Raw genomic sequence first — 19762 nt, 5'->3', positions numbered from 1 at the left:
TTAGAAGCTAAGACCAAAGAACTCTTCGAACTTGGCGATCACATAATCCAGGTGATCATGGGTCAGTCCCGGGTAGATACCGATCCAGAAGGTCTGGTTCATGATGCGATCGGTATTGGTCAGCTCACCCACCACACGGTAATTGCGATCGGCAAAATAGGGCTGACGGGTCAGGTTGCCAGCGAACAGCAAGCGGGTACCGATCTTGGCTTCATCCAGGAACTTGACCAGATCAACTCGGCTGACGCCGCTGGTTTCTTTCAAGGTGATGGGGAAACCAAACCAGGAGGGCTCGGAGTTTGCGGTGGCTTCCGGCAGTTCGAGGAACTCGACGCAATTGGCAAGACCTGCCTTCAGGTAGGCAAAGTTGGCTTTACGCTGCTCTACAAACTCTTCGACACGCTCAAGCTGGGCCAAACCACAGGCGGCCTGCATATCGGTGATCTTCAGATTGTAACCAAGGTGGGAGTAGGTGTATTTGTGATCATACCCTTGTGGCAGGGAGCCAAATTGTTGTGTGAAGCGCTGGCCACAGGTGTTGTCACAACCCGGTGCACAATAGCAGTCACGGCCCCAGTCACGGAAGGATTCGATGATCTTCTTCAGCTCGCTGGACTTGGTGAATACGGCACCGCCCTCCCCCATGGTGATGTGGTGCGCCGGATAGAAACTGACGGTACCGATATCGCCAAAGGTGCCGACCATCTTGCCGTCATACTTGGTACCAAGTGCATCACAGCAGTCTTCAATCAGCCAGAGATCATATTTGTCAGCTATACGGCGCACTTCAGCCAGATTGAACGGATTCCCCAAGGTATGAGCAACCATGATGGCTTTGGTCTTGTCGGTCACTGCCGCTTCGATCAAAGAGGCATCAATGTTGTAAGTCGGAATATCCACATCAACAAACACCGGGATCAGACCATTTTGAATGGTTGGGTTAACAGTGGTCGGGAAACCTGCTGCAACCGTGATCACTTCATCACCGGGTTTGAGTGCCTTGGCACCCAGTTTATGTGAGGTGAGCGCCGTCAATGCCAGAAGGTTGGCAGATGAGCCTGAAGTGGTGGTCAGCACATAGGGTACGCCAATGTATTCCCCCAGCTTCTTTTCAAATGCATCGTTAAAACGTCCTGTGGTTAACCAACCATCGAGTGAGGCCTCAACCATCAGTTGCAGTTCACGGGCGCCAATTACCTTGCCTGATGGTGGCACAACACTGTTGCCAGCAATAAAAGGCTTGGGGGCCAGAGCCTCTTCAGCATACTGAGCCACCAGTTGGGAGATTTGTTCACGCAAAGCTTGAGCTGTCATTCGTCTTGTTTCCTGTTCAATGGTTTGGGCCAGGTCGCGGCGGTGCTCTCGGGCACGGCCGCTGACGTGGCGAAAACGGCAGCAGGCCACCCCTGGCCTGCCGGTGCTTATCGGTTTAACCAGCCTTGGCAGCCATATAATCGCGGATCTCTTGCAGTGAGCGAGCCCGCATATCTTCACCTGCTAGCCAAGCCTTATGCCAGTCAACAATACGACCGAGCGTGGTGACCAGATCCCAACGTGGTTGCCAACCCATGCGCATCTTGGCTTTGGAGCAATCCAGTTTAAGGTAGTGAGCTTCATGAGGATGGTCGGCGCCATCCAGCTGCCAGCTGGCATCGCCGCCCCACAGTTGCACCATCTTCTCGACGATAAACTGCACCGGCTGGGCATCGTTGTCGTTCGGGCCAAAATTCCAGCCTTCGGCAAAGTCACAGCCCTCGGTATACAGCTTTTGCGCGACCAGCAAATAACCAGAGAGTGGCTCAAGAACATGCTGCCAAGGGCGAATGGAGTGGGGATTGCGGATCACAGCCGGCTGTTCATTCTGGAATGAACGCAGGATATCCGGGATCAGACGATCGAGCGCCCAATCACCACCGCCAATCACATTACCAGCGCGAACGGACGCCAGTGCAATCCCGTGTTTGTAATAGTCCTTGGGATTAAAGAAAGAGTTACGAAATGAAGAGGCAACCAGCTCAGCACACCCCTTGCTATTAGAGTAGGGATCATAGCCGCCCATGGCTTCATCTTCCCGATAGCCCCAAACCCATTCCCGATTCTCGTAACATTTGTCGCTGGTGATATTCACCACCGCCTTGACACCGCCCACTTGACGAATTGCTTCCAGTAAATGAACCGTACCCATTACATTGGTTGAGTAAGTTTCAATCGGGTCGACATATGATAAGCGCACCAAGGCTTGGGCCGCCGTGTGAAATACGATCTCGGGCTTGAAATCGCTCAGGGCTTCGCGCAGATGGAAAAAGTCGCGAATATCGCCCTCTTCCGAAAGTAAACCACAGCCAACATTGGCAACCGCAAACAAGCTGGGCTCGGTGGGCGCAGGCAATGAATAACCTCGAACCGTAGCGCCCATCTCTTCAAGCCATAAACAGAGCCACCCCCCTTTGAAACCAGTATGACCTGTGACGAATACCCGCTTGCCTTCCCAAAACGTTACATCAATCACGGCATTTACTCCCATACCTTCCAGGGTGCCTTACCACTTCCCCACAGCTCTTCAAGATATAGCTTGTCACGCAGCGTATCCATCGGCTGCCAGAAACCAGCATGTTCATAGGCCATTAATTGGCCTTGTTCGGCCAGAGTCATTAGCGGCTCTTGTTCCCAGGTAGTGCCATCATTGGCGACCAAATCTATCACCTTAGGATTGAGAACAAAGAAACCACCATTGATCATGGCACCATCACCTTTCGGTTTCTCCTTGAAGGAGCGGATCTGCTTGCTCTTGATATCCAGCGCGCCGAAACGACCCGGAGGGTAGGTAGCGGTCAAAGTAGCTAACTTTCCATGGCTCAAGTGAAAGTCGATGCTTTCCCGGATATTCACATCAGCAACACCATCACCATAGGTAAACAGGAAAGCTTCATCATTATTGACATATTCGGCTACACGCTTAAGGCGTCCTCCGGTCAGGGACGCATCACCAGTATCTACTAGTGTGACATTCCACGGCTCAGCCCGCTTGTGATGCACCTCCATGCGGTTTTCACGCATATTGAAAGTGACATCGGACATATGCAGGAAATAGTTGGCAAAGTACTCCTTGATGACATATCCCTTATAGCCACAGCAAATAATAAAATCATTGATGCCATGAGCCGAATACATCTTCATTATATGCCAGAGAATTGGCTTGCCACCGATTTCAACCATCGGCTTCGGCTTGATGATCGTTTCCTCACTCAATCGTGTCCCTAAACCACCAGCCAGAATTACAGCTTTCATCAATTCTACCCTCGCGAGGTCACAGCAGGTAAAAAGGCATCCGAATGAAATGCCTTTTCTTCCAGCCCTTGTTGTAAAAAAGCCGTTTTGGCCGCAGAAATCATTGCTGAAGAGCCACAGGCATAGACAGCAAAACCAGCAAGATCAGGAAGATCCTGCAGAACAGCTTCGTGAACCAGACCATGACGACCAAGCCATGAGGCGTCACTTGACACCACTACGTGCGCCTGAATATGGTCATGCTCTGTTGCCCATTGGCTTGTCAGATCTGAATAGATAGCTGCGGCCGTACGCAAGCCCCAGTAAATATGAATGGGGCGCTTATCGCCTTTGGTAAGCAAGTCTTCCACCATGGCTTTGACGGGTGAAAATCCAGTCCCCCCAGCAAGAAAGATCAACGGTCTGGAACCTTGACGAACAAAGAAAGAACCATAGGGGCCACGCAACCGCAAGAGTTGTTCAGGCTTGAGCTGATTAAATACGATCTCACTGAACTTGCCGCCCAGAACCTTACGAATGTGCAGTTCCAGCTGATTATTTTCGACACAGGCACAGGCAACCGAATAGCTGCGGGTAACACCTTGAGCCGTAAGATCGATAAATTGGCCCGGCAGATATTTGAACTGGGCGGTCGGTGGTAGGCGCAGTCGCAACACAGCTACATCTGGCACTGGAAACCGCAATTCGGTAACCTTGCAAGGCACCGTTTTTTTGATTATGTCAGCCAGCTCTGCGTGATACTCTGCCTCAAGCTTGACTGTCGACAACGCCCTACTGACACATGTCAGTACTACACCAGCCGCAATCTCCTCTTCGGTCAATACATGAAGTCGATCTTCAAAAACAACCTCGCCAGTCAGGACCCGCGCTTTACAGACACCACACTGCCCTGTTCCACAGCTGTGTTCCAATATGATATTCTGACGCATAGCGGCTGAAAGTATGGTTTCGTCTGCTTTAGATGTAAATGTAACTAAAGAAGGAATCAAAACAACGTCTAACATCTGTTAACACCTAAATATTAACTATTAAATTCAAAACTCCACATTGACACTATTAATAACACAACCAACGCGTATGTTTAAAGTTTTCACCTTATTACTTATTCAAATGAACGCGATTTGTTATTACAGTGGGCAGATTTGGTTTTGAACACACAAGAATTATTTCAACTCTATCCAGCTTAACCTAAAATCACTCATCGATATGCTTGACCTGTAACGTTCACATCAATTCTGGAACTAACGACCCATTCCTAAAATAACGGTTTTCACTGTTAAAATAAGGATTTTAACATCCATAAAAAATGATTGGTATTTTATGTAGAAAATATCATATTTATGTTTCCAAACTGCATCATCAAGAGATGCGCCATAAGGATATTTAACTTGTGCTAGACCTGTTATCCCAGGCTTGACTGCATGTCTAAAACGATAATATGGGATTTGGCCCTCCAGTTTCGTTATAAACACCTTGCGCTCAGGGCGCGGGCCTACCAATGACATTTCTCCCTTGAATACGTTGAACAGTTGAGGCAGTTCATCAATGCGAGTTTTGCGAATAAATTTACCAACTCTAGTTATTCGACAGTCATTTTTACTCGCCCATTTGGCCCCATCAACTTCCGCATCGCTACGCATCGATCTAAACTTAATCACATCAAATTCATTGTTATATAGTCCCGTTCGCTTTTGACGATAGAATATTACTCCGGGGGACTCTATCTTTATAGCCACCGCAGTCAGGATACCGACTGGCACAGCAATAACAGAAAGTATTGTTGCAAATATTAGATCAAAACATCGTTTAATTATTCGATTACTGCGATGCGTCAAAATTGAGAATGCCTTTTGGTGTAAAAAATAGCCTTGCTGCAATAATGATATTTCTGTATAACCTAATCTTGCATCTAAATAGCTAATCAGTGGCTCTACCCAAGCCCCATACTCTGTTGCTTTGATCAAAAACTCGCATGCATTATGCTCTAATTTCCACTGTTTGTAGTGAACTATTATTTTTGATGATAAATCAGTCAAATGGTAGTCATTAATCACCCCTTTCATTCCTATTTTAGATAGGGCCTCAGTGACTACATCCGCATCTTCATCTGGACAATAGACATAAATAAAATCAACATTCTCCATCACAATATTCCATTTCGAAATTCACTATCAATCAATTAACTGACACTTAACTAGCGGCTATCACACAGCACACAGCACACAGCACACAGCACACAATTTATTAACAGTCAAAAGTGGTGTCACATACTATAACCCATGAGCCATACCATAATTAGAGTGACTATTTATAAACATAAAAACATATTCAAAAGTCAATAAGTAAAACAGACAATCGTTGTCTCTAGCCATATGAACACTTCATCATTATCGAGATCAAAAACATCAAAATATAAATTGCTTTATTGGCTACGATTAAAGTTACTCCGCATAGCACCATGGAGCAAAACAGCCATAACCCCAAACATAGAGAATATTAGCCCACCAAGCACTACAATCAACGCTCGCTTTGGCTTTGCTTTCTCCTCTGCAACGACAGCAGGATCCAATGTTTTGAATACATACTCCTGGCTGACCTCAGCCAGCATCAGCGTCTTGGTCTGCTCTTCAATCAGCTTATAAAAAACGCTCTGCATATCGGCAATCGAGGTCTTGCCCAGCTGCTCTTTGAGATAGGCAATATTGTGCTTAGCTTCGGCTTGATCCCGCTCTTTCATGGTGAGGTTCAGATCGGCTACCAGCCAATCGACCCACTGCTTCGCCAGCTCAGGGGAGTAGTACTCAACAGCAATAGTCACCAACCCACTCTTTTTATCCTGGCTGATCTGGAACAACTCTTTAAACGCCTTGACCAACTCCCAATCCGTGGGTGCCACCGATTTACCACTCGGCACCTCTCGTACCCATTTTTTGACGACATCATTATAAAGCGTAGTATCTATCACCAACTTGCCACTGGCCTTATCCATCTTGGTTACGGCGAGTAAAGGCACTTCAAGATGGTGCTGGCGAATAAAATGAGTTAGAAACTGGCGCGATTGAGCCACCTCCACCGCTAACCCGGTTTTATCTATGGAGTTTCCCCCCAAATTGATGCCAGCCAAACTGGCCAACCCTCCCAGTTGACCCGCCATGGCAGAGAGCCCCCCCCCTTGCTGTTCAGATGAGGGAGCCAGCAGGGCCTCCGATTTGTAGATATTAGGCAGGGAGAGTGCAACGGCAACCCCCATGACGGCACCGAGCAGTGCAAGCCCGATGATCCACCATTTACCCTGCCATAAGGTTCTAAAAAGTTGAGCCAGATCGATTTCGTCATCGGCAGGATAGGGGGAAGTGAGCAGAGCTTGGGGTAATTCAACACGATTAGACATGGGAAACACCGCTATTTAGACAAGAAATACCAAACAACAGAGTTGTTGCTGGATAAGCAAGAAATGAGGGTAACCCTAGGGTTACCCTTATAAACAAGCCGTTAATTATTGATAGCAGACCAAGCCACACCCAATTGATACAAGATCTGGGTTGCCGAAGTCATGACGCTCAGGTTATCTATGTAGTCACTATCGATAGGTACCACTATGGTATCGCCTGGTTCCAGAGCTCGATCCTTACGGCTAAACCAGGAATTACTGCCAGGCAGCATCACAGAACCATCGGCCTTGATCACATAGGTGCGATCCGTATCTGCTTGCTTCTTGGTGCCACCGGCTCGGTTAATATAGTCATCCAGATTCAGTGCGCCATCAAAGGAGTGGGATGAAGGGTACTGTACCTGCCCCACTATCGAGACCACATTTTGCAGGCTAGGAACATAGAGTTTATCGCCATCCTCCAACAGAATATCAGCCGGCTTCTCACCGTCGATAATAGCGGGCATATTGATAGAGAGTCGACCCACGGCCTTGCCGCTCTCCAACTGATTGACCATGGCTAATGCTTCAGTGGGGGAAGATGTATAACTAGCTACGCTACTTTGACGTCTTAATGCCAACGTTGAAATTTCTTGCCTCAATTGGTCACGTAAAAAAACAATACGTTCTGCTTCCTGTTTACGTAGTGCCTCCCGAGCAAACACCGCCGCCTTGGGGTTGCCGTATACCGTCAGCCCCCCAACCCGGTTGATCAAATCATGCAAACTTTCGCCCCGACGCACTGTATAGATACCCGGATACTTCACTTCACCAAATACCTGCACAGTAGCCTCTTCACGCCATTCCGGATGAGGGAGAATATTCAGACTGTCCTTTGATACGGCAAGAGGCGAGCTGGAGGAATTCATAACCACCCCCAGATTTTTGCGCTCATGGGAAATATTCAAGGTGTCATAACCCAGAGTTACGCGCGAGAGTTCAGCCACATCAGCCGACTCTTGTAGCCCACCGGCAGCAATCACCAACTCTCGTAAGGTGGTCTGTCTGCCCAGAGGATAGATGCCAGGGAATTTGACCTCACCGCGCACCTCGGCTATCTGTACCGGCTTACCCTGAGCGGCCTGAGCCTTCAACCTCTCGATCACGGGGGCCAGCAGAGCTTGGCGACTGTCGGTGACGACCGCCTCGGTGGCTGTGGTATCCGCCAGATCATTGAGCGTCAGCTGATCTGTATTCTCTAATTCGCTTTTCGTGACCACAGCGCCCGTTTGGCTATCGATCCGCTCTCTTTCATCTCGAGACAACTCGCGATTCTTCACTTGCAATGCCCGCTCAACACTTTTTTCTGTTAGCGTATTTCCGCCTCGCTTCAGCAGATCTCGCGCATCTACATTGAAGATCAGCAGTTGATCTCGAGGTTGTAAGATTAAATCGTCCAAACTACCAGGCTGGTAAATAGCGCGCCCCAGATTAAACTGCATTACATCGATATCACGACGAGAGTTAATCTCGCGAATAACCAGAGCATACTCCAGATCAGCCGTGCCCTTGAGATCTCGTTCGACACTCCTTAACACCCGACTAACGCGCATACCAGGTTCATAACTGAATGTGCCTTGACGGATCACTGCGCCCTTAACCGCGATGGCATTAGCCACTTCTGTTGTAGTTGGCAAGACCTCGATCACATCGCCATCTTTGATAGAAAAACTGCGATCTCGGCCATTGGCCAGATTCAGGTTATAGACATGTGTTCCTGTTTCGGTCGGACGGTTGATGCTGATTTCCCGCAAAGCCGATGCTTTGAGCCCTCCCGCCATCTCCAGTACGGCACTCAATGAAGCACTAGACGCAAGCTCATAAATGGCTGGGCGTTTAACCAGGCCTTTGATGGTGATTTCGCTCCCCTTGGGCGCGACAAAAACCGTATCACCAGGAGCAAGGCGAATATCCTGACTACTGTCGCCCCATACCAACATCTGATACAGGTCGATATTCTCGATCACCTCCCCTGCCCGCTTGACCTGAACTTTACGCAAGGAACCCACGGTATCGATACCACCAGCAATCTGCAGCGCCTGGGTTACAGTAGTCAAGCCATTGACATTGTAAGCCCCCGGTTTGTATGCATCCCCCATGACAAAAATTTGCATGGTCCGCAACGAACCAAAGCTGATATAAGAATCGACACCAATGAACTGTTCTGCAATACGGCTTTGCAACTCCTCCCGCACTTGCTGGAATGTTAAACCAGCTATGTTGATAGGACCCAATTTAGGAAAATCTATCTGCCCTTCTCTACCGACCGTCATGGCAAAACTATCGTTCTCTTTACCATAAAACTGAACTTTTATTTCATCACCTGGGCCGACAACATAATCATCGGGTACAGGCATATCTTGCAAAGAAGATTGACTGGTCGGAGTGCCGGCAAAAACGTTGTAACCAAAAGGCTGAAGTGCATGACTACGCGCGGGCATAGCAGGGCGCTGAGAAGCCAAGCGGCTATCAACATAACGATCATCCAGAGTAGTTGCTGAAGGATCGACAACAGGTCTAGAAACGTTGGTTGATTGTTTTTTTAGTTGGCTTACATCTACACCATATTGCGCCGCTAGGGCCTGCTGTTGCCCTGGGGAGAGCTGGCTAAAATTTGCCATCATTCCAGGAGGTATATCACCAGCGGTTGCCCAAGAGCAAAATAACAGCATGCCAGAAAGCCACATGCCCATTTTCAGGATATTATTCATTACCTTGTTAATCCTTAAACTCAGCGCCGCCAAAATTTAAAACCTGTATTCATAGCGAGTACCCAGGGTATACTCATGGTGCTCATCTGATGAAGCATTTTTATCTACCAGCAATGTTACTCGCCCCTTGAATGCAAAGAATTGGTAACGAGTCGAAGTTAACCAGACACTGTTACTATCATCAAAGCCTTGCTTATGCATAAAGAAAGAAAGCTGTTGATCGTTACTGAATTGCCAGTATTGTCCAATACTCAGTCTGGAGCCTGGCATGGCATCCACAGCGGGTCGGTAGCGCTGTGTCCATAGGCCTTGATACTCCGAATCACGGCTACGACTTTCACCTATCCGGCTTGCATATTCTATCACCAACCGGATCATCTGCTTGTTAACCAACCACTGGGCATCCGTGCCCCATAGCCAGTGATCGGCTGCATCCCCCTTGAGCCATGCTTTCTCGCCGTAGAGGCCGCCGGCCCCATCAGCAGGAAGACACGTACCCAGACGAATATCGGCAGTAAGAAGGTTACTATTATTGTCGGCGACTAGAGCCGAGAGAGCTTCACTCCCTTTCGTGGAGTCGGGATCTCCCCCCCACCAACTCTTCTGGCTTAAGCCGCCTTGAAGCCAGGTAGTTGGTTTGAAGGCTAAACGACTAGCGGCAAGATAATCATCCGCCAGTCCATTATCCTGCTTTCCTAACAGGGTCTCAAACCACAGGCTGCCAAGTAAAGGTATCGTTGGATTCAGATAACTCATAGCCAGCGCCGGGATGGGCTCACTACTTTGCGAAAAACCCAATGCATGCTGCCAACCAGGCCCCCACCAACGCTCCATCCAGCCAATGCTCAGACTGAAGTCATCTTTGGCGACAGCAAAGTAGGAGCCATCAAAACTCACCCGGTCAGAGCTATCTTGCGCATCTCGAAATCCACTACTCAAGCGCATAGAGAAAGCACGTTCCGTAATCTCATGACTAGCGGTGATCTGATACTGATTCCTTAAATTGCCAGAGTAGCCTGAAGGATAAGATTGAGCCTGATTTGCCAACGCCACTGTTAGATGGTTGGATCCTCGTCCCAGTCGTGCAGAATCCAGCATGGATTGCACGTGACGAAAAGCGAGGTATTGCGCGGACGTCAATGCACTGATGTCTACGCGCGAAAGGTCGTCACTTAGCAGCGACCAGCGCACAGGGTAGGTACTGGTTGGAAGGGACAGAACCCCTGTATCAGCTAGATACTGCAGATCCGAGCGAAGAAAAGCGTCATCGGCTTCAATCCATGGCGATGCAACCAATTGATCAGAATGCAATATTATTGTGATAGCGCATATAGTGAGAAGTGCACGCCTGAGCATAGTCACAGCAACTCACCATAGTTCACGCTAAGAAGCTTAATTTTCAATCACAAGGCCTCTTCGCTAAAAATTCACAGCACATCACACCAAGTGTGCATAAAAAAAACACGCTACCGCCCCTGACTTATGCCGCCACATTGCACACAACCACCGGTCATCCAGTTTTATCACTAACAATTTTGCTGCAGATGATACCTTAATTTCGAATGTTGATACAGCCAGACGAGAACGGTCCGTGATGGACAACAAAAATTGATTAAAATATCACCTAGATATACGTCTTGGTTGAAAGATTGAAAAGTTCAAATTGTCCTGAAGAATAGACTAAATGTGCAGATTTAAATAACAAGATTATCGTTGCAGCCTATGTTTAGACCGAGGTAGCAGCGTAAAATTCAACTATATTAGTGCTTAACCAGTATTGACTTACTAACAAGAAATCACACATCAAATGCAAGCATAGATAACGCTAGAAGAGATTCAATATAATGTGCCATAACTAATCCTAACATTTTGACGAGGTCAACGAATTAAAACAAGAAGTTGAAATCGGACATCATACAGAAAAAGGTTCCTGCTTGAAGTCCATGGTATCTACATGACAATCAAGAGGATTGTTGTCTGCAGATTTCCCATTGATATTATAGCTATTCTGCTTAGCCTGCCAAACTAGATCACCAATTCCATCGGTTGGTATAAATGAAATTGGAGCAGATAATAGCAACTCCCTTATCACCTCATGCTGAAATTCGTGGCATGCAACGTCAAGAGATAACAGCAACTGACGCAACACACCCCACGCACAAGAATACTCATTAGCTCGCATAATACGAGGATGAGATGTACTCTTTACATCATCACCAATGAGTAACTCCTCAAATAGTTTTTCTCCTGGACGAAGCCCGGTAATAACAATATCAATATCCCCATCCAACCGAGATTCTCCTCGCACCGTAAGGCCAGTTAAGCGAATCATTCGCTTAGCTAAATCCAGAATTTTGACGGGCTCACCCATATCAAGTACAAATACATCTCCACCTTCCCCCATGGCTCCAGCCTGGATCACCAGCTGAGCCGCTTCCGGGATAGTCATGAAGTAACGAATAATATCCGGATGCGTTACTGTTACCGGCCCCCCATTTCGGATCTGGCTTCGAAATAATGGGACAACTGAACCGGAAGAGTCCAGTACATTGCCGAAACGGACCATGCTGAAGCGAGTGAGCGATTCTTCGCTGGATAATGACTGAAGGATTAACTCAGCTAATCGCTTACTCGCCCCCATCACATTAGTTGGCCTCACCGCCTTGTCTGTAGAAACTAAAACAAATGTTTCTACTTTGGCCTCGATTGCTGCCTGTGCAGCAAAGAGAGTTCCAAATACATTATTCCGAATTCCCTCGACAACATTATACTCGACTAGTGGCACATGCTTATAGGCAGCGGCGTGATATACAGTCTGAATGTTACAGCTCTCCATGACAGCCTTGAGGCGATTTTTTCGCTGTACCGAGCCCAACAGAGGAATTAGCTCAACGGCCAAGCCTTCATCAACAAGTTGCTGTCGTAACTCTCGCTCTAGCGAATAAAGTGCAAACTCAGACAATTCAAATAATACTAATCGATTCGGACTACACCTTAGTATTTGCCGACACAACTCAGAGCCGATTGATCCGCCAGCTCCAGTAACCAGAACATTCTTACCCTGTATATTGGCATGCATCAGCTCTGGATCAGGAGCGACTGCATCACGCCCCAACAAATCCTCAATGGAAACCTCATTCAGTTGATCAATACGCGCTTTGCCATTAACCAGATCGACCATACCAGGAATGGAAAGAACTTCGCATGGAAAATGTTCAAGTTCGCGTAAGACCTCTTGTCTACGGGTTCGACTACTACTAGGAATCGCTAATAAGATTTTTTTTGCCTCATGCTGTTTGATAAGAGAGGCTAGACTGCGAGAAGAATATACTGTAACCCCTTGTATCACACAGCCAAGTTTTGAATGATCATCATCTACAAATGCGACAGGATAAAATTCAACGCCTTGATAAAGGGCGACCTGCAGCTGCCGTCCGGATGCACCAGCACCGTAAATAATAACCGGTATTCGAGCTAACTTTGTTGTATTGAGCAAAGCCCGAAAGAAAAGACGCACACCGCCTATCAACAAGACGGAAAATGCCATATAAATTACCGAAACGGTTCTAGGCAAAAACACATCAAAGTAAAAAGCAGCCAAAACAAAAAAGCTTGTGGAAAATGCTGCCCCCAAGCTGATGGTCCACAACACCCTGAAACTGACATAACGTAATACGGCCCGATACAACCCTAATCTAACAAACACAAACAGGCTAATGGGTATAAGCAATACCAGTAGCGCCCAATGTTCATGACTAGAAATTGGAAAGGATGAATCCAACCTAACCCAGTAAGCTCCCCAGTATGCCAGTGAAATCAGAACACTGTCTGTTATAACAGAGACCCAACGCTTCCCAGATCTGGATAGCGTCCCGAGAAAAACGAGCAATTTGCTGCCAATCGAATTAAGCACTGAGCTCATTCCGGAATACCTGCCCGAAAATAATATGCAAGAGTACACAGAGGTAAATAGGCCATGAATAACGCAATCACCCCATCAACCACGCCAAAAAAGACAAGTAGAGATATTGGAAACAGCCACAACATGTTGATGGCGAGTACAGTCAATGTAATAACTTTATGGCTATTATAGCGACGAGATGCATATTGATACGCATGGGTACGATGAGCTTCACTCAATTTACAACCAAGACGCCAACGGGTCAGCAGAGTCCACGTGCCATCCACCACAAATACCCCGAGCATAACTAACCAAATCCATAAAATTCGAGGCTCATGCTGTGCATCAAACAACATCATGGCAGCCAAAGCCAATCCAAGAAATCCGCTACCACCATCACCCATAAATATGCGGGCAGGAGGGAAATTCCAACATAAGAAGCCACCGACACCAACAAGGAGCACTAATACACTCAACGATATAAGACTATCTCCGCCCCCAAGCCAATGCACTAGAGCTAGCACGATGCAGACAGAAACAGCCTCAATAGCAGCTAACCCATCAATCCCATCCATAAAGTTATAAAGGTTAATCAACCAAACCACACCTAGCACGGAGACTATATAACCAAACCAAGCGAGATTGATTCGCCATGAACCGATCTGCAGAACGGGGGCATCACGCATAGCCCATATCACGATGAAAGCCACCAGAAACTGACAGAGCAAACGAAACTTGGGACTCAACGAAATATGATCATCCACGAAGCCTAATACTGCGATCAAAGCGGTAGCCAGCCAAATCAAGGCTAGGGAAGATGTTACATCTGGCCCGAATAACCAATGTAGTAGTGGTAGTCCAACTAAAAAGGTAGCAACTATAGCCATCCCCCCTCCCCGAGGAGTTGGCAAATGATGAGAACTTCGATGGTTAGGAACGTCAAGCAGATCGTGCCGTAGCGCATATCGACGCATTAAGCCCGTTGTTACAAACGAAAGCAAAAAGAGAAACAGCAGGCCTAAAAAAAGTGACATTAATTTCTCTCGGATGGTTGACGAATGGCACGATTCAATTCATCAGTAAGGTCAAATGGCGCGCTCCAAGCAAGAAGATCCCGTGCTTTGCTTGTATCAATTTCGAGAGAACCATAAAGACGTTGCAGTTTGGCGTCAAGCCCTAATAATTTGCCCGCCCCATAGATAATTTGCCGAGGAACATAGAACAGTCGGCAGGAGTTCCCCACCGCATCACCGATAGCTAACATCAACTCACTTGTCGAGATAGGCTTGGCATCTGCAACCATAAAGACCTGATTGGCCGCAGCAGGATGCGCCAGGATATGAGTGATGAAGTCACAAAGGTTACCCAATCCCAGAATACTGCGGCGGTTCTTTATCCTCGAAAATGGCAAAGGAATACCGGAGCGCACCCAACGGATCATGCTGGCAAAATTGGCCTTGACACCGGCACCATAAATTAGAGGTAAACGCAATATGACCACATCCATATCGCACTCTCTGGCAAGAGCCAGCAATCCAAGTTCCGCCTCATACTTGGATAGTCCATAAGGATCAGTGGGTGGAGTTATCACGCCTTCAGAAAACGGCTTCCCCGGCTCAGTACATTCACCGTTTACTTTTACTGAACTCAAAAATATGAATCGTTTTACACCAGCCGCCGCCGCCTGCCGAGCTAAATGAAGTGTTCCATCAGTATTCACGGTACGGAAAGCCGACAACGGATCGGCAATTTTTTCATTCATAACATGGACACGAGCGGCACAATGAACAACAACACTTACATCACTCAAAACTTCAGACCAATCTGCAGAAACATTTAAATCAGGGGAAAAAACCTGATATGGTTTATCTAGATTATGCCTGATGGCCCCCTTAACACTGTATCCACGACTAATTAAATGGCTTAATAACCCATACCCAACGAAACCACTTGCACCAGTTATTAAAACTTTCTTAGATTTAATCAGCATAGGAATCTCGAACATGCAACATAAGGAATTACACACACAACCATATTATAAGACGATAATTACCTCAGCAACCTTTCATAAAGTTTATAATATTTATCAACCATCAATTTAGACGAAAAGTTATTTTCAAATCGAGACCTAGCATTGGCACCATATGATGTAGCCAGGCGACTATCACACCATAGTTTTTGCATTGCATTTCTTAACGAAACAGGATCCTTGGGTTTAATAGCTACCCCCGTCACACCATCAATATTGATAAATGTAGTTCCTGTTCCTATCTCACAGGAAATCATCGGCTTACCGAACATAGCGGCTTCGAGCAACGTCATGCCAAAAGCCTCCGAACGAAGATGAGATGGGAAAACGACACTGTAACAAAGCTCAAGTAAAGCACATTTATCCTCATCAGCTATTGCACCAACAAAAATAATATTCTTCAAGCCAAGCTTTGTTGCTTGTTCTTTTAAATCCTTCTCACAGGGACCTTCACCTATGATTACTAACGGATAATCCAACCCGTCCATTGCATCAAGTAAATAGTTAAGTCCTTTGTAATAACGCAGAAAACCTATAAACAAAAAAAACTTATTCCCCACACGCTCACGCCACTTTTCTAGCAATAAACTTGATGACTTTGGGTAAGAGTTAGGGTCCAAGCCAAATGGTATTATCTCAGGTGGCCTTTTTAGGGAATTTAACACAGAACTGGTTTTTACATAGTTAGGTGATGAAGCGACTACTGCGTCCACATCATTGAGAAAGCGCAGCATCAGTGGTTGGTAAAGCCGCAGCAAATGCTTTTGCTTAACAATATCTGAATGGTAGCTGACCACAGTTGGTTTGTTAGGATGCACCAGGAAATGCACCAAATCCATAAAGGGCCATGGGAAATGGTAGTGGATAATATCAGCCTGGGCAGCTAGCCTTTTAAAATCCCGGATAGCAGACCATGAAAAACCAGTAGAAGCTATATATATGTCTTGTCGAGCGGTATAGACTCTATGTAATCCAATTACATTTTCACCAGTTACATCATCAGGTCCCAAAGACAGAACATCCACCTGCGCTCCTTGCTGACAAGCACCTTCCGCAAGCTGATATATCACCTGCTGGACGCCACCATAAGCAACGGGATAATAGGTTTTAAAGAAATGTAAGATACGCATTAATTTGCAATTACTTTATTATAAACGGTAATGGTCTGCTGCGCACAACGCTGCCATGAGAATAGAGCAGATCTAGCAAGACCTTGATTGATTGCCTGACTACGCCAAGATTTGTCATCAATAGCTATTCGTAGCAAATCAGTTAGTGTAACAACATCCTCAGCAGGGCAGGTGAGGCCTGTATCGCCAATGACTTCAGGCAGTGATGAAGAATTAGAACAGACCACAGGCACACCTGATGCCATTGCTTCAAGCACTGGCAGGCCAAACCCTTCGTATAATGAAGGAAAACAAAACACATTAGCACCAGAAAACAGCAATGGTAACTCATTGGCAGGGAGGAATCCCAGATATTTAGCCCACCCCTCACGCTCTGCCTGTTTTATCTTGACCATAATGGCCTCGTTCTGCCATCCCTGGTAACCACTCAAGATAAGAGGAACATGTTTTCGCGTAGATAAGGGTAAGCGTGAATAGGCATCAAGCAGGGCTACTAAATTCTTGCGAGGCTCTATAGTTCCAACAAAGAGAGTGTAGCTGGAGTATTTAAGCTTGTATTTTTCCAGAACAGGCAGGCATTCAGTTTCATCTCTAGGGTGAAAATCAGATGAACAAGCCAAAGGAACGGAATAAATTTGTTCGATGGGCCAATTAAAATAACGGGCGACTTCCTGACGAGTGTAGTCAGAATCGGTTATCAAGGCATCAGCACAGTGAATAGTCTTTAATGACTCTTTCTGAATATATCGAATCCGCTGCGGAGTATTACAATGAGACCAAGTGAAAGGAGAAAGATCATGAAAGGTGGCAATTTTCCTTCCAGGAAAAGGAGGTAGGAAGAAGTTAGGGCCGTGATAGAGATGATCTTTATAAGGCTGTAATGCTATTTGGCGTAATAAAGGCATTAGCAACCGATATGCTTCAGTGGCAAGATAACTTTTTTGTACCCACTGTTTGAGGCTATGCTGGTGAGTCGCTATATTATCAGCTTGTGGTAGTGTAGGCAAAAACCTCTGTCCAGAGAACAGACGTAATTCCGACAATTGAGGAGCCAGCATCAGTGCTGATGCCAGCTCCCAAGTGTATCGTCCGATTCCGGTGAGAGGAAAGCGAACTGGCTCTACAGAGAGGATAACCTTCACTCTGCCTCCAGCATCCAGCGGAGCGTATCCTCGAGCTCAGGTGTTTGCCAGTTACCAACCAGCGTACGCAGTAATTCAGCATCACCACACAAAGTTTTTACTTCGTTTGCACGGACAAATGCCGGATTCACCCGAATATCTATATTATGTCCAGACAATGTTTCGCACATAGCTATCACTTCACGCAAACTATAGGTTTTACCAGAGCAGACGTTTATAGTGTAGCCAAAAGCCTTAGCCTCTATCAACCGCCGATATGCTTGTACGAGAGAACGTACATCACTGAAATCGCGCCACACATCCAAATTACCCAGCTCGATAAACTCAGCTTTGCGTTTAAAGTGAGCAACAATCTTAGGTAAAAGAAAGTTCTCCGTTTGTCCCACACCGGTGTAATTGAAAGGGCGGGAGATAATCAGAGGTAACTTATCCATCCAGAGTCTTGCCATATACTCCATCGCCAGCTTACTGACCGCATAGTCATTTGCTGGATCAGGTTGGGTATGCTCATTTAGCATGCCGCCAGAGCGATTTCCGTAGATATTCGCGCTACTGGCTATCAATATAGCCTCCGGCTTTTTAGTTGCTTCAGCCAGTGAGCAGAGTAAATTCCTAGTGCCGATCAGGTTAACTTGATAGAAATCATTGGCATTACCGTGGCCAACGAATGCAAGTGCGGCCAAATGAATGACTACATCAGGAAGAATGTGGCTAATTGCATTCTGCAGCGCAACCTTATCGCCCAAATCAGCCTGAACGTAATCCACCTCAGCAGACTCAATTGGGCCCAAACCATAAACGCGGTATCCATGAGCGGTCATTTCGGCCGCCATATAGCGGCCGGTAAAACCTTGAATCCCGGTTATCAAGACTCGCTTTTCAGTCATTAGAATGAAAATCCTTGCTCATTACGGCGCAGGTCATTGTTAACCATCATCTGGCACAGCTCTTCCAGTGTAGTTTTCGGAGCCCAGCCAAGCTTTTCACGTGCATAAGCGGGATTACCAATCAGGAGCTCAACTTCAGCCGGGCGATAAAACTTGGGATTGACCCGAACCAGTACCCTGCCGCTTGCTACATCAATACCAACTTCTGCTTCGGCTTCCCCCTCAAACTTGAGGGTAAATCCGGCTGCTTTAAAAGCCATGGATACGAAATCACGAACAGTTTCGGTGCGATTAGTGGCCAAGACATAGGTATCTGGTTGCTCGGCCTGCAGCATGCGCCACATACCTTCAACATACTCCTTGGCAAAACCCCAATCCCGCTTCGCATCCATATTACCCAACTCAAGTACGTCCAACTTACCTAGTTTGATCTTGGCGACCGCGTCAGTGATCTTGCGGGTAACAAATTCGCGACCGCGCAGTGGCGACTCGTGGTTAAAAAGTATTCCACTACAGGCGAAAATATCATAGCTCTCCCGATAGTTGATTGTCATCCAGTGTGCATAGAGCTTGGCAACACCGTATGGACTGCGGGGGTAAAATGGGGTGCTTTCGATTTGTGGAATCGCTTGAACCTTGCCAAACATTTCAGAGGTCGATGCCTGATAGAAACGAATTTTCGGGTTTACTATGCGGATTGCCTCCAACAAATTTACCGGGCCGATACCAGTGATCTCAGCCGTAGTTATAGGTTGATCAAAAGAAACACCTACAAAGCTTTGAGCCGCCAAGTTGTAGACTTCTGTAGCCTTGGTTGTCTGCAATAGACGAATACTGGCCGATAGATCGGTCAGATCATATTCAACTAGGTGAAGATTTGGATGCTTATCTATGCCCAATTCCTCAATACGCCAGAAGTTCACTGAACTGGTACGGCGATAAGTTCCATAAACATGGTATCCTTTTTCAAGGAGAAGTTCAGCCAGATAGGCACCATCTTGGCCAGTGATACCAGTAATAATTGCAGAGCGACTCATAAAAAAATCCCTACGATAACGACGCTTATGTCAATAAGTTGATTGAAAATTAAATATCAGTTTAATTATATAACAGACATCAGTTCTGACGCCAGAGGCCAGACAAAAACAAATTGAAGCAACCTGTTCTGCCGTGATATGTAAAAACGAGTACAGAAAGTAGTAATGCTTAGAAACTATAATCAGATCCTCTATCCCATCATTGCA

The 19762-nt window shown here is 46.6% G+C and carries 15 protein-coding genes; all 15 read right to left on the bottom strand.

What is annotated here, in order from left to right:
* A complete protein-coding gene (gene rfbH / locus ACZYTD_RS08770; protein WP_463891331.1) occupies positions 1-1314 on the bottom strand; it encodes a lipopolysaccharide biosynthesis protein RfbH in 1314 nt (437 codons plus the stop codon).
* 115 nt (positions 1315-1429) lie between these two features.
* Complete coding sequence (gene rfbG / locus ACZYTD_RS08765; RefSeq protein ID WP_463891329.1) at positions 1430-2509, bottom strand: CDP-glucose 4,6-dehydratase; 1080 nt, start codon at positions 2507-2509, stop codon at positions 1430-1432.
* Positions 2510-2514: 5 nt separating this feature from the next.
* The gene (rfbF, locus tag ACZYTD_RS08760; RefSeq protein ID WP_463891327.1) at positions 2515-3288 is read right to left on the bottom strand and encodes a glucose-1-phosphate cytidylyltransferase; all 774 of its coding nucleotides are present in this window, start codon (positions 3286-3288) and stop codon (positions 2515-2517) included.
* Positions 3289-3293: 5 nt separating this feature from the next.
* The gene (locus tag ACZYTD_RS08755; protein ID WP_463891325.1) at positions 3294-4292 is read right to left on the bottom strand and encodes an FAD-binding oxidoreductase; all 999 of its coding nucleotides are present in this window, start codon (positions 4290-4292) and stop codon (positions 3294-3296) included.
* Between the two features lie 237 nt (positions 4293-4529).
* Positions 4530-5432 carry an exopolysaccharide biosynthesis polyprenyl glycosylphosphotransferase gene (locus ACZYTD_RS08750; RefSeq protein ID WP_463891324.1) on the bottom strand — a complete coding sequence of 301 codons (903 nt, stop codon included), beginning with the start codon at positions 5430-5432 and terminating at the stop codon, positions 4530-4532.
* Between the two features lie 278 nt (positions 5433-5710).
* Entirely contained in the window at positions 5711-6679 is a 969-nt protein-coding gene (locus tag ACZYTD_RS08745; RefSeq protein WP_463891322.1) for a Wzz/FepE/Etk N-terminal domain-containing protein, read from the bottom strand.
* Between the two features lie 101 nt (positions 6680-6780).
* Complete coding sequence (locus ACZYTD_RS08740) at positions 6781-9429, bottom strand: SLBB domain-containing protein (RefSeq protein WP_463891321.1); 2649 nt, start codon at positions 9427-9429, stop codon at positions 6781-6783.
* 36 nt (positions 9430-9465) lie between these two features.
* The gene (locus ACZYTD_RS08735; RefSeq protein ID WP_463891320.1) at positions 9466-10527 is read right to left on the bottom strand and encodes a capsule assembly Wzi family protein; all 1062 of its coding nucleotides are present in this window, start codon (positions 10525-10527) and stop codon (positions 9466-9468) included.
* A gap of 814 nt (positions 10528-11341) precedes the next feature.
* Positions 11342-13351: a polysaccharide biosynthesis protein gene (locus ACZYTD_RS08730; RefSeq protein WP_463891318.1), complete on the bottom strand. Its 2010-nt coding sequence runs from the start codon at positions 13349-13351 to the stop codon at positions 11342-11344.
* Positions 13348-14217 carry an MraY family glycosyltransferase gene (locus tag ACZYTD_RS08725; protein ID WP_463891317.1) on the bottom strand — a complete coding sequence of 290 codons (870 nt, stop codon included), beginning with the start codon at positions 14215-14217 and terminating at the stop codon, positions 13348-13350. Before ACZYTD_RS08725 ends, ACZYTD_RS08730 begins: the two co-directional genes overlap by 4 nt.
* 146 nt (positions 14218-14363) lie before the next feature.
* Entirely contained in the window at positions 14364-15320 is a 957-nt protein-coding gene (locus ACZYTD_RS08720; RefSeq protein WP_463891315.1) for an NAD-dependent epimerase/dehydratase family protein, read from the bottom strand.
* 59 nt (positions 15321-15379) lie between these two features.
* Positions 15380-16489 carry a glycosyltransferase family 4 protein gene (locus tag ACZYTD_RS08715; protein ID WP_463891313.1) on the bottom strand — a complete coding sequence of 370 codons (1110 nt, stop codon included), beginning with the start codon at positions 16487-16489 and terminating at the stop codon, positions 15380-15382.
* Positions 16489-17631, bottom strand: a complete 1143-nt coding sequence (locus ACZYTD_RS08710; RefSeq protein WP_463891312.1) for a glycosyltransferase family 4 protein — start codon at positions 17629-17631, stop codon at positions 16489-16491. Before ACZYTD_RS08710 ends, ACZYTD_RS08715 begins: the two co-directional genes overlap by 1 nt.
* Positions 17628-18518: a GDP-mannose 4,6-dehydratase gene (locus ACZYTD_RS08705; RefSeq protein ID WP_463891311.1), complete on the bottom strand. Its 891-nt coding sequence runs from the start codon at positions 18516-18518 to the stop codon at positions 17628-17630. The genes ACZYTD_RS08710 and ACZYTD_RS08705 overlap by 4 nt, the downstream gene beginning before the upstream one ends.
* Positions 18518-19555, bottom strand: a complete 1038-nt coding sequence (gmd, locus tag ACZYTD_RS08700) for a GDP-mannose 4,6-dehydratase (RefSeq protein ID WP_463891309.1) — start codon at positions 19553-19555, stop codon at positions 18518-18520. Before gmd ends, ACZYTD_RS08705 begins: the two co-directional genes overlap by 1 nt.
* Positions 19556-19762: the final 207 nt, after the last annotated feature.

The sequence above is a fragment of the Pseudaeromonas sp. HNCC25DJ180 genome (genome assembly GCF_055413345.1).
This window is presented reverse-complemented; position numbering and strand designations above follow the sequence as displayed.